The sequence below is a fragment of the Paenibacillus rhizoplanae genome (genome assembly GCF_042684125.1).
GTDB lineage: Bacteria > Bacillota > Bacilli > Paenibacillales > Paenibacillaceae > Paenibacillus_AQ > Paenibacillus_AQ rhizoplanae.
On sequence record NZ_JBHUKY010000106.1, the window covers coordinates 1 to 11,808 of the forward strand.

Sequence of the window (11,808 nt, forward strand, 5' to 3'; positions counted from 1 at the left end):
GCAGTTGAGAAACTCTCAGCAAATCGCCTAATCTTTTTAAAAATGTGACCTTAGATTTTGGCCCAGTCTTGCTATTTAACAAATCGAATTATGAAATTGACTCCATAGTGCAATAGATGGCTAAAGAGGAGCTTGAACCCGCTCCGACTAAGACTGTAGCTTAGAGCTTCTAACTCCTATTGTTAGCTAATTAGCTACTAGCCTCTAACTCCCAGCTTCTACTCATCCCCACACCACTCCGCCGGAACGACTCATCCTCTTTCCGTCTCCCCCGCAGGCCTAAGCCTGCGAGATCAGATGTGTCGCAATAGAGTGCGCAGGCAGTGTGCATTCGGCGGTTTCAGTGCCCAGTCCCAGCGTCAGCGTACGTGCTTCCCCGCCTTCGTTCATCAACACCACAGCAAGGCTGCCGTCCGGGTTACGGAACGCTGCGGCCAGCACCCCTTCAGCAGCCGCTTCCAGCCCGATCCGTACCGCACCCGGCGCAATGAATTTGCTGAAATGCCCGATGTAATAATACGAGCTGTTGTAGTGGACCTCGTCTGTAGCCGTATCCGCAATCACCGGAGCATCGCAGAGATTGCCCACATGGTTCGGCCCGCCCGTCTCGTCCAGCACCAGATTCCAGTCCAGGTAGCCTTCGGTCCAGGCATTCAGATCGCCGATCATATTGCGGCCGTAGCGCTCGCCCGTGAACCATTCCCCCAGACGCACGCCGCCCTCCTGGCAGCCTTCAGTGAAGAGTACATGCTTATCCGGGAAAAGCTCATGCACCTGCTCCACGTTGCCGAACTCCTCGCCGCCGTACCAGTGGATACCGGTCCCCCAGACATACTTTGCAGCTTCCGGGTCCGACAGAATCGGGGTCACGCGCTCGACCATAATATCGCGGTTATGGTCCCAGATCACGATGTTCACATCGCCCATTCCGGCTTCGTGCATCACGGGGCCGAGATGGTTTTTGACAAAATCACGCTCTTCCTCAGCACTGTACACGCAGGAGTCCCAGGTCTGCACCGCTGCCGGCTCATTCTGCACAGAGACAGCCCAGACCGGAACGCCTTCCTTGCGGTAGGCCTCGATGAATTTGGTATAGTACTGTGCCCAGACCGGCGCATACTCCGGCTTCAGCGAGCCGCCGTTGTTCATCTCCCCGTTGGTCTTCATCCAGGCGGGCGGGCTCCACGGGGAGGCCAGCATGGTGAACGGTCCGCCCCGGACCTTCATGGCATCCTTAATCAGCGGCAAAACCCACTTATGATCACGCGAGATATCAAAGGTCTTAAGCTCCGTATCCCCATCCTCCACATACGTATAATTGCCGAGTGCGAAGTCGCAGCTATGGATATGCACACGGCCCATACTGTAATTCAGCCCGTCTACCGGATCGAAATACCGCCGGATGACCTCTGTACGCTTCGCCGGACTCATCCGGGACAAGGTATACGCCGCTGCTTCAGTGAACGCGCCGCCAAAACCAATAATGGTCTGGAACGCCTGCTCCGGGTGCAGCACGATATCTGCTTTTGCCGCTGCGCCCTCTGCGCTAAACTGAATGCCATCCTTGGAACTCAGGCGATCTCCTGTATCTTTTGCGGTGACTACGGTTTGAACGGTGAACATGTCAATCACTCCTCTTCGAATGGTGAAAACGAAAGAAATCGAAACCGGTTTCGATTTTGCCGAAAAAAAAGGTATTCCTGAATGAACGCACCTTCATCACATGCGCGGCGGTGCGCAGGAATCCCTCACAATAATCTCCACAGGCAGCACAAGCGCTTCCTGAACCGTACCTGGACCGTTCATAGATGCCAGCAGCAACTCCGCCGCCCGGGTCCCCAGCAGTCCGGTATTCTGGCGTACAGTGGTCAGCGCAGGCGTGACGTATCCGGCAAGCTCAATGTCGTCATAGCCCATCACCGAGACATCCTCCGGCACTGCAAGCCCCAGATCCTTAGCCGCCATTACCGCACCCAGGGCCAGCAAGTCACCCGAAGCAAAAACAGCCGTCGGCCGCTGCGGCAGCGCCAGCAGACGCTTCATTGCAGCATAACCATTCTCCAGCGCGTAGAAGGCTCCCTCGGCCACATATTCATCCGGCACCTCAAGTCCCTGCTGCTCCATCGCCGTTCTGTACCCCAGCTCCCGCTGCTGCCCCGGATAGGTGTTCCCGCCTCCCGAGATATGGGCAATCCGGCGGTGTCCAAGACTAACCAGATACTCTACCGCCTGCAGGGCACCCGTCATGTTATCCGAACAGACTGTATGCGACAGCTCCGTCTCGAAATCGAGCACCACGGTCGGAATATCACTCTCGAGCAGCTCCCGGAAATACGGGTCATCATAATCAGAGAGGAACACTACCACCCCGTCGACGCCGCGAATCCGGCAGTTCTCCAGATATCCGCTCTGCTTGCCGCCGACATCCTTCGAGATGAACATGAGGGCATAGCCCTTGGCTACGGCAACCTGCTTGAAGCTCTCAATCACTGCGCTGAAAAAAGGATGGCGGATTCCCGCCCCCGTGTTCTCCACAAACAGCACACCGATGGTCCAGGACTTCTTGGTCGTCAGTGTACGTGCATGCGCATTGGGAAGATACCCCATCTCCCGGGCGGTACGCAGAATCTCCTCACGCGTCTTCGCCCGCACATCGGAATAGTTATTGAACGCCTTGGACACTGTGGTTGGTGAGTAGCCGGTCCTTTTGGCAATATCGTATATCGTGGTCATTCCGGTTCACTCCCGCAGCTCAATGAAAGCCCTTTTATGTTCACTGACATTCTAACTTCTTTCGGGACGGCCGTCCAGCATAAAATATCTTTGGACCTCAGGCAGCAGCGTCACGATCTGAATCAGCATTCCCAGCGACATATAGAACACATGAATCAAGCTGACCCTGTTCCACATGAAGGTCTGCACCATAATCCAGATAATCTGGCCAAAACCGATATAGAGCGAAAAGCTCCAGGCCGCATGCCGTTCCTTGAACGGTGTCAAGGCGTAGCTCCAAGCCCACTGCGGCTGCTTCCAGAGGCCGTACAGCACGAGCAGCGGGAGCATGCCGAATACGAACAACAGCAGCAGCCCAGGGACAGCAAAGCTGTGAAAGGGCATTCGTACCATTGCCGAGACAGGCATGCCGAGCAATTCTCCGCTGGGATCTGCCAGCAGCGCCAGCCCGCCTACGATGGCCCCCAAGCTCAAAAAACCTTGAAGTACAACCAGCACCTTAACAGCGGCTGGCATTTTTTTAGCTGCGTTCATCCTCATTCCTCATTTCAGGCACATGTTTTCCGGCTACGGATTAGGGCTATTTCTGGTTAGCGCCTATGCTTTATTGAGATTTTACAGATTTCTCCTCAAGATTGCCGGGAAAGAAATCACACTCCGGAAAATTTACATGATGTGCCTGCTGTGTGAATGTCTGCGGTTTACGCTATACTAGTATCAATTAGGACAACTACTGACATCAACGGATGCATGCAAGTATATGTACTTATCATTCACAATACAGAAGGGATTGGATGGTTGCGGCTTAAGGGCCGCTTCTGCCAAGTACACTTATGACTGAGACCACAACTCTACCACCATCCAAAAAATGCGCGTACTGCCATCAGCTTAAGCCGCTCGCTGAATTCCGCAGGCGCACAGGCAAGCGCGCCAAAGGCGTGTCCCGGCGCGGAGCGTGCCGGGAATGCCGCAAGCTCCGCGAGGCCGAAGCTTCCTTGCCGCCAGTGCATTCAAGCGTAGCGCCTGCCCTGCCGGAGCGCCAGGCCGGACCGGCCGGTCCCCTCAAGCGGGACAAGGGGCCGGTCTCTATCTCCGGGGCAGCTGCGCCCGAGAAGGCAAAGCCGCCCATAGTCCAGCCCCGTCCAGCCTCCCGGCCGGAACGTGCCCGGGACGCTAGAGGCAGCGCGGGCACAGCCGGCCTTAAGGGCAAGGCGCGTCCCCGGCATGCCGCCGAGACCGGGCGCAGCCTTCCGCAGCAACGCGGGCCGAAGCCCGATCCGCAGGATGCCTCTGTCCTGATTCCTTCGTCCAAGGGCATGATTCTCATGCGCGGGCACAGCGATAAGGGCCGCCGCTGGCATCAGGAGATCGACCTTGAGCTTGCCGTGACGCTGGTCAAGGAGCATGCAGCCATCGTCGTGAACCGGCGTACGATCCGCCGCATATACAGCAACAAGGACTTCCGCGCCTATATTTTGACGCGGGACAACTATACCTGTTATTTCTGCGGCCAATACGGGGATACCATTGATCATCTGCTCCCCCGCGCCAAGGGCGGGCATACTACGCCGGACAACTGCGTCTGTGCCTGCAATTTATGCAATCAGACAAAGGCCGACCAGTTAGTGGAGCAATTTATGAGCCGGTAATGTTCTTGACCCGTCCAACCTGGCCGTCCGCCAGCCGTACCTTGATTCCGTGCGGATGGCGGGGCGAGTTGGTCAGGATGTCTTTCACTGTGCCGTGCGTGAGCTTGCCGGTCGCCTGATCCTGCTTCAGTACGATGTCTACCTGAATGCCGGGGCGGATATCCGCTCTTACTTGTCCGTTCATAATACACTCTCCTTCCGGTAATATTTGTGTTATATATCGTCTACTTCCTCTTACAGATAAGGATGAACAGCCATGGCTTTTGGAATCAACCGGGCGGAATTAACCCGCTGGAAACAGGCCGTCTCCGCAGGGGAGATTGCGTTCCTGACCCATTACTGGATCGATAAACGCTACCCTGAGATTACAACAGTCACCAAGGTGGGCTGCAGCGATCTGCCCCGCCTGCGGGAGTGGTGCAAGAAGCACGGTCTCCCGGCGCGGTATATTCATAACCGCCAGCCGTTCCCCCACTTCGACCTCATGGGCCCGAAGCAGGCGGAGATTCTCCGGCAGGAGGGCTTATGGGAGCACCTGGAACGCTTCCGTATGCTCTGATGAACGGCAGACTGCGGAGCGCCTGTGACCGGGCGGTTATTTCGGGTTCCGCAGATCCTTCATAATCCGGCGGCCGGTCGGGGTCTGGGCCAGCCCGCCCCCGGCCGTCTCCCGGTGCTTCTCGGGCATCGCAGACCCAACCTCCAGCATGACCTTGATCACTTCATCGGACGGAATCACGCTGCGGACGCCGGCCAAGGCCATATCCGCCGCCGCCAGCGCCGTAACGGCACCGAAGCCGTTGCGGACAATGCATGGAATCTCCACAAGTCCGCCTACCGGATCACAGATCAGCCCCAGTGTATTTTTGAGCGCGAGACCTACCGCATGTACAGCCTGTGCCGGAGTCCCGCCGCGCATCTCGGTCAACGCTCCCGCCGCCATGCCGATCGCTGAACCCACCTCAGCCTGACAGCCGCCTTCCGCACCCGATACAAAAGAATTATTAGCAATAACATACCCTATCGCTCCAGCCGCGAACAAACCAGAGACCATATAATCATCGTCCCAGCCAAAGCGCTCCTGACAGCTCAGGAACACACCGGGAATAATCCCGCAGGAGCCGGCAGTCGGTGTGGCAATAATCCGGCCCATGGAGGCGTTCACTTCAGAGACGGCAAGGGCATACGCCATCGCCTGGCCTGCCGGTCCCCCGAGACAAGGCTCATCCGCTGCATTATAGGCGGCCACCCGCTGGGCATCCAGCCCTGTCAGGCCGCTGCGTGAGGTGGTGTCTTCGGTCATGCCGCGCTGCACCGCTTCCTTCATGACCCCGTAATACTCGCGCATGGTGGCGAATTCCTGCTCCTGGGAACGGCCGGATTCGGCGCTCTGCTCCTCAAGCATTAGAGCGCCGATTCCCAGCTCCCGCTCCCCGCATAGTACAGCCAGCTGGCTGAGTGTTTGAAAATTCATGTTGTGATGTCCTTCCCCTTCTGTGTCTGTTCTTGTGTATTGCCATTCAAATCGACTACCTTGACGCTCTTCACTGCCGGAAGTGCCCGCAGCTTCTCCAGCAGCTCCGCCGTGGCTGGCTCATCCAGCTCCAGCACCGTTAGGGCTGCGCCGCTGCGGTTCTTCCGGTCCAGTGACATATGTCCGATATTGAACTGGCCCTCCCGCATAACATCCGTAACACTGGCCAGCACACCCAGATAATCCATATGCTGAATCAGCACCGTCGGGTACATGCCGGTCAGCTTCACACTGAAGCCGTCAATATCCACAATCTCAATATTGCCGCCGCCGATGGAGGTGCCGGTTAGGGTCATCTCTGTCCCGCTCTCCCTGCCTGCAAGACGCAGACGGACCGTATTGGGATGGGGAAACAGCCCCGTTCCCTGACCGAAGAAGATGCTCATCCCGGCTTCGGCCGCAAGCTCAATGGAATCCGGCAGCCGGTGGTCGTCCGTGGCGAAATCAAGCAGGCCTCCGGCGATCGCCCGGTCTGTCCCATGTCCTTGATAAGTCGCGGCAAAAGAACCAAAGAACGTAACCTCGGCCTCTCCCGGCAGCTCACCAAGCACCTGCCTTGCCGCCCGTCCGATCCGCGCGGCTCCCGCTGTATGAGAACTGGAAGGCCCGACCATGGCCGGACCTATAATTGAGAATACATCTTTAAATCTCATAGTTCTGGTCTCCCGCTATCTGAATTCGGCCATGTACAGTGAATGATGTAAGGATGTCCATCCGTTCATTGTACAGCACCTATATATTATACTGCGTCCGCACCAAAGCTACACTATTACATGAATTGTGACCTATTATCCGCTGCTCTTTTATTTCGAGAAAAGCAACAGCCCGTCCCGCTCCTGCCAGCCAATACGGGTCCAGAAGCTACGGCCCAGGGCATTATCTTCGATCACCATGAGATGGCATTTCGTTATGCCTGCTTCCCGCAGCTCCGCGAGGCAACGCCTCACCAGCTCACGGCCTGTACCGCTTCCCCGGCTGCCGCTGTCGACAGCCACATGATACATATAGCCTCGGCGTCCGTCATACCCGCACATCGCTGTGCCCATTAGAGTGCCATCTTCCTTCACGCACACCTGGCTGATCCCCGGATTCCGCTCCAGATAACGGATAATATGCTCACGTGAGTCGGCTTCACTGAGACCCATTCCGTCCGTATTCTCCCATAACCGGTAAGCCGCTTCGTAATCGTCCCCTGTCATTGCTCTATATATCATTCATTCTCCCCATTTCTAAGTTATGACTCCACTTCAAGCCGCACGCTTTTCTGGGCGCATGCATACCCATATACGGAAGAGATGAGCCAGCAAGGAGGAGTAACCCCAGATGAACCCTGTGTATCCTTATTATGGTGAAAAGACGGTCTGTCATGTCCAGCCTGTCGCTTTCCCCCCTCAGCACCAGGACCGCCAGCCCGGGCTGGAGAGCGTGATGCAGCCGCCTCCAATCAGCGAGCAGCCGCAAGGCAGAAACGGGCGGCTTCAGGGAGAGACCGCGCTGATTACCGGCGGAGACAGCGGTATTGGAAGAGCGGCGGCATTCGCTTTTGCCAGAGAGGGGGCAGATATTGCTATCGCCTATCTGGATGAAGCTGCCGATGCCGCAGCGACCCAGCGCCGGATTGAAGAACTGGGACGCCGCTGCCTGCGGATCGAGACGGACCTGCGCCATAAGGAATGCTGCTTCGCAGCGGTAGAGCATACCGTGCGGACCTTCGGCAAGCTGGATATTCTGGTCAATAACCACGGCGTTCAATATCCGCAGAAGAGTATTCTGGATATCTCGGAGGAGCAGCTGTATCAGACGTACCGGACGAACATTTTCCCGTTCTTTTTCCTGACTCAGGCGGCGCTTCCGCATCTGCATCCCGGGAGTTGCATCATTAACACCGCCTCCATAACTGCTTACCGGGGCCACAAGGAGCTGATTGACTATTCATCCACCAAAGGCGCTATCGTCTCCTTCACCCGTTCTCTCGCCTTGTCCCTCGCCGGCAGCGGCATCCGTGTCAACAGCGTAGCTCCCGGTCCGGTCTGGACGCCGCTGATTCCTGCCAGCTTCTCTGCGGAGGAGGTCAGTGCCTTCGGTACTGAGACTCCGTTCAAACGTGCGGCACAGCCTTACGAACTGGCAGGAGCCTATGTCTACCTGGCCAGCGATGATGCTTCTTATGTAACCGGCACCTGCATTCATGTTAACGGCGGGGACATGGTGACCAGCTGATCCATGTCCAGGCTTCAGCCGGTCATTCCGGCCGTGTTCATTCCCCAACCCGAAAGGATGTATAGCGATGAATCAACACAAGGATTTCAACCTGCCTTCTGTCCGCCTGAATGCGGGCATGTACGCTCTGACCAAGCTGTCGGCCGCCGGATTGACCTTCATCCTGATCTCCCTGTTCATGCTGATCCATGGCTATGAGAACGGGATTCCGTCCGGCTGGCCGGTATCGGTGCCTTATGCCATCTACGCCTACGGCCTACCGGCTGCCATCCTGGCCGATGCGCTGCTGCGCTTGTTCCGTTCCACCTCGCTCAGCCCGGCACTGGCCCTGTACGCCATTGCCGGCTATGGCGCCGGCCTGTGGCTCGCTGCGGAGCAGGGCGGCGACGCCCTCGTCTCCGGCCTTACTGGACTCGCAATCCTGCTGCTTTTCCGCATCGCCCAAATCGCGGGCGAACGCTTCCCGATCCTGCTTCCCTTCTTCGCTCTGTTCATTCCGCTGGTCTGTCTGGTTCTATTCTGACCTGGCGGGTTCAGGCAGGGCGGAGCATTGGGAGGGCTGGGATGGCGGGTAAGGCTGGATACCGGGCTGGATGGGATCAGTATTCGGAAACCGCAAACCCTTCTCACCGCACATTGTGTTCGGTTTTCCGCATACATTGGGACCACACGCCTCCGTCAGGCCCAATATGGTCGGTTTTTCGACTATATTTGGACCATACGTCTCCGTCACGCCCAATGTGGTCGGTTTTTCGATTACATTGGGACCACACGTCTCCGTCAGGCCCAATGTGGTCGGTTTTTCGACTATATTTTGACCACACGTCTCCGTCACGACCAATGTGGTCGGTTTTTCGATTACATTGGGCCCGATGACCTCGCGCTGGCACATTGCGTTAACTCTTATCGTCCGGTGCATCGCGCTCAATAGGATGCCCGAAGCAAACAATTAGAGAAATGTGTCTTAATTCATCTGTTTCTGCCGATTACAGGCAAGCAGGTGGAAAAACTACAACTAATAAAGTTAGTTTTGCCGCCTTGGGTGAAATGCGCTAAATTAAGTGTCGTTTATCCAACTAACGTCCCTCCAGGGCTCATCCGATTATCAGCAGGTGGACAAAATCCACCTATTATCCGCTAAAGCAGATAGCAGACTAACATAGACTTTGAACTCCCAGCAGGCCGTACGCCAGAGAAAGAACTTGTACTTGTTAAAGGAAGAGTTGGAGACATCAAGCGCGGTGCTTACACTTACAGCGCCTCGATAATATCCCCCGCCATCAGGGCGGCAGGATGGTCCCGCTTCCGGGCGGCGCGTTCTCCGGCCAGCCCGTGCAGGTAAACTCCGAACGCTGCGGCCTGATCCGCATCCAGACCCTGGGCCAGCAGACCGGAGATGATGCCAGTCAGCACATCCCCCGCACCGCCGGTACCCATGCCGGGATGCCCGGTGATGTTGATATAGGCCTGCCCTTCAGGCGTTGCTATTACGGTATGGGCGCCTTTGAGCACAAGGATCACTCCATGCTCAACTGCGTAGGACAATGCCAATCCGATCCGGTCCCGCTGCACCTCAGCTGTAGATATTCCCGCCAGACGGGCCATCTCCCCCGGATGCGGGGTCAGAATAACCGGATGGCGGCGGCTCCAGCTCCGGTAATCGGCATCTGCCAGTATATTCAACGCATCCGCATCGATAACCATAGGACCGTCCGTCTCCTCCCACAGTCTGCGGAGCCACTCCGTATCTCCTTCGAACCGGCCCAGGCCGGGGCCGATGGCTATACAATCGCGGCTGGCACTCAGCCGCAGCACTTCAGCGGCCGTACCCGCTTTCCACTCCCCGTCGCCTCCGGCGACCGGGGCCAGCATCAGCTCCGGTACGGAACCGATCACATAGGGCAGCAGCTTCTCCGGCAGCGCCCAAGTTACCAGCCCGCAGCCTGCACGCAGTGCAGCGCGGGCAGACAACAGGCCTGCGCCGCTCATGCGCAGGCTTCCTGCTGCAAGCAGGACATGCCCGTAGGTGCCCTTGTGGCCCTCGGGCGAACGGCGGCGCGCCAGGTCAACCTTAAGGCGCGCCGTCAGTACTTCCGGCGTCAGCAGGCTGACCTTGACGCCGCCCTCCCGGGCAAGGGCAGCGGGCATACCGATGGAGCGGACCACGACCCGCCCGGCGGCCTCTGCGCCGGGATATTGCAGCAGCCCTCGCTTCAGGAACGCGAGGCAGACGGTCACTGACGCATGCATGCAGGGCTCATGCGTCTCCCCCGTGTCCGCATCCAGCCCGCTGGGGATGTCCGCGGACACAATGGCTCTGCCGCTGGCATTCGCAGCGGCAATCAGCTCCGCATAGGCACCGCGCGGGGCTCCCGCGCTGCCTGTGCCGAGCAGCGCATCTACGATGCCGCTGCATGCGGCAAGGTCCAGGGCATCCTTGCCGTAGACTACGGCAGGAATGCCCATGGCTGCAGCGGCATCACGCTGCAGCGCGGCTTCGCCGGCCAGCGACTCCGGCGCGGCCGCGTACACCAGCGTGACGGCGATGCCGGCCTCACGCAGATGCCTGGCGGCGGCGAGGCCATCGCCGCCGTTGTTGCCCTTGCCGGCGAGGACGAGCCAATGCTCTCCGCCGGCACCGGCAAGCGTCAGCGCCGCATCTCCGCTGACGGTGAAGCCCGTAGCGTCAGCGCCGAAGCCTGGTGCCCCGCGCCCGCTGGACGCATCCGCTACGCCACCAGTTGCTCCCGTTTCGCTACACCGCACTACACCTCCAGCCGTGCCTGCTCCAACACGCCGTGCATTACCACCGACTACACCCGCTCCGTCCCGCCCCACATCACTACCTGGCACTCCCGCTTCATTCCTCCGCACTCCACCATCAACCGCTCCAGCCCCCCACGCCCCGCCACCAGCCGAGCTTGCCCGGCGGCGGCACAAGGCGATGACCTCCTCGGCAATAGCCCGTCCGGCATTTTCCATCAGGGCGATGGCCGGGATGCCCAGCCGCTCAATCGTGTCGCGGTCGAATGCCCGCATCTCCTCCGCTGTCACTACATCCATTGGTCCAGACCTCCTTTATAGTTGCTTCGATTGTACTAAGTCCCGTTTCAGCAAGCAAATAGCCCAGGTAGCTCATGGCGGCCAACGAATAACGAGTAACGCTCTGCCTAAACAGCAAAAAGTCCTCCCGCTACGAAGAGGACCTCTATGTTAGATAGATAAGGATTCACAACTACCTGCTTTTGAACCTCCACACCCTTAAAAGGGTGGGATTCTTAGCTAGTTAGCGGGCGCAACCGTTTCCGCTTTGCCCTACTGCTAAGTTAAGGGCGAGTTCATTCGCCCATCCTAGATCAGAGCTTATAGCTACCTAGGCTGGCAGACTGTTACCATCTGCCACAGGTTGACGCATGATGTTGATGGCACCGACCCGATCCCGATGTGCTGTATAACCGCAGTTGCAATGATACGTTCGATCCTTTGCTTTGTTCCGCTCTCCACAAGAGGGACAGCCTTGCGAGGTGTAGGCCGGATTCACTTCAACCACTTGGATTCCAGCAAGTGTCGCCTTATATGCGATGAACATTTGCAACTGATAGAACGACCATTGATGCAGATTTTTAGCGTTTTTACGACTTGTTCTTGTCGTCTTACGAATATTCGTCAGTT

The 11,808-nt window shown here is 57.7% G+C and carries 13 protein-coding genes; 4 read left to right on the top strand and 9 right to left on the bottom strand.

Annotated features, from left to right (window positions below):
- Positions 1-279: 279 nt before the first annotated feature.
- The 3 genes from ACFSX3_RS32130 to ACFSX3_RS32140 all read right to left on the bottom strand — a co-directional run bounded on the left by ACFSX3_RS32130 (position 280) and on the right by ACFSX3_RS32140 (position 3,267).
- Positions 280-1,623 carry a glycoside hydrolase family 30 protein gene (locus ACFSX3_RS32130; RefSeq protein ID WP_209994857.1) on the bottom strand — a complete coding sequence of 448 codons (1,344 nt, stop codon included), beginning with the start codon at positions 1,621-1,623 and terminating at the stop codon, positions 280-282.
- A 96-nt stretch (positions 1,624-1,719) separates the two neighbouring features.
- Positions 1,720-2,733, bottom strand: coding sequence for a LacI family DNA-binding transcriptional regulator (locus tag ACFSX3_RS32135; RefSeq protein WP_209994858.1), 1,014 nt, complete (start codon positions 2,731-2,733; stop codon positions 1,720-1,722).
- Between the two features lie 51 nt (positions 2,734-2,784).
- Positions 2,785-3,267, bottom strand: coding sequence for a hypothetical protein (locus tag ACFSX3_RS32140; RefSeq protein WP_379258231.1), 483 nt, complete (start codon positions 3,265-3,267; stop codon positions 2,785-2,787).
- A 299-nt stretch (positions 3,268-3,566) separates the two neighbouring features.
- On the opposite strand from ACFSX3_RS32140, the gene ACFSX3_RS32145 reads away from it, so the two are divergent.
- The gene (locus tag ACFSX3_RS32145; protein WP_209994859.1) at positions 3,567-4,382 is read left to right on the top strand and encodes an HNH endonuclease; all 816 of its coding nucleotides are present in this window, start codon (positions 3,567-3,569) and stop codon (positions 4,380-4,382) included.
- Here ACFSX3_RS32145 and ACFSX3_RS32150 read toward each other — a convergent pair.
- Positions 4,369-4,566, bottom strand: coding sequence for a YwbE family protein (locus ACFSX3_RS32150; protein ID WP_209877346.1), 198 nt, complete (start codon positions 4,564-4,566; stop codon positions 4,369-4,371). The two genes, ACFSX3_RS32145 and ACFSX3_RS32150, sit on opposite strands and share 14 nt — an antisense overlap.
- A gap of 72 nt (positions 4,567-4,638) precedes the next feature.
- Here ACFSX3_RS32150 and ACFSX3_RS32155 point away from each other — a divergent pair, with 72 nt between their 5' ends.
- Positions 4,639-4,941: a hypothetical protein gene (locus tag ACFSX3_RS32155; RefSeq protein ID WP_209994860.1), complete on the top strand. Its 303-nt coding sequence runs from the start codon at positions 4,639-4,641 to the stop codon at positions 4,939-4,941.
- 36 nt (positions 4,942-4,977) lie between these two features.
- Here ACFSX3_RS32155 and sdaAA read toward each other — a convergent pair whose 3' ends face one another.
- From sdaAA to ACFSX3_RS32170, 3 genes are all read right to left on the bottom strand, one after another.
- Entirely contained in the window at positions 4,978-5,856 is an 879-nt protein-coding gene (gene sdaAA, locus ACFSX3_RS32160) for an L-serine ammonia-lyase, iron-sulfur-dependent, subunit alpha (RefSeq protein ID WP_036732726.1), read from the bottom strand.
- Positions 5,853-6,569 (bottom strand): L-serine ammonia-lyase, iron-sulfur-dependent subunit beta, encoded by a 717-nt coding sequence (gene sdaAB, locus ACFSX3_RS32165; protein ID WP_209994861.1) that lies wholly within the window; start codon positions 6,567-6,569, stop codon positions 5,853-5,855. The genes sdaAA and sdaAB overlap by 4 nt, the downstream gene beginning before the upstream one ends.
- Positions 6,570-6,719: 150 nt before the next feature.
- The gene (locus ACFSX3_RS32170; protein ID WP_209994862.1) at positions 6,720-7,130 is read right to left on the bottom strand and encodes a GNAT family N-acetyltransferase; all 411 of its coding nucleotides are present in this window, start codon (positions 7,128-7,130) and stop codon (positions 6,720-6,722) included.
- Between the two features lie 109 nt (positions 7,131-7,239).
- On the opposite strand from ACFSX3_RS32170, the gene ACFSX3_RS32175 reads away from it, so the two are divergent.
- Both ACFSX3_RS32175 and ACFSX3_RS32180 read left to right on the top strand, forming a co-directional pair.
- Positions 7,240-8,136, top strand: coding sequence for an SDR family oxidoreductase (locus tag ACFSX3_RS32175; protein WP_209994863.1), 897 nt, complete (start codon positions 7,240-7,242; stop codon positions 8,134-8,136).
- A 67-nt stretch (positions 8,137-8,203) separates the two neighbouring features.
- The gene (locus ACFSX3_RS32180) at positions 8,204-8,659 is read left to right on the top strand and encodes a hypothetical protein (RefSeq protein ID WP_209994864.1); all 456 of its coding nucleotides are present in this window, start codon (positions 8,204-8,206) and stop codon (positions 8,657-8,659) included.
- A gap of 728 nt (positions 8,660-9,387) precedes the next feature.
- On the opposite strand, the gene ACFSX3_RS32185 is transcribed toward ACFSX3_RS32180, so the two are convergent.
- Together ACFSX3_RS32185 and ACFSX3_RS32190 are read right to left on the bottom strand one after the other, a co-directional pair.
- The gene (locus ACFSX3_RS32185) at positions 9,388-11,199 is read right to left on the bottom strand and encodes an NAD(P)H-hydrate dehydratase (protein ID WP_209994865.1); all 1,812 of its coding nucleotides are present in this window, start codon (positions 11,197-11,199) and stop codon (positions 9,388-9,390) included.
- 310 nt (positions 11,200-11,509) lie between these two features.
- The coding region (locus ACFSX3_RS32190; RefSeq protein WP_379313769.1) for an RNA-guided endonuclease TnpB family protein at positions 11,510-11,808 on the bottom strand (299 nt) is incomplete at its 5' end.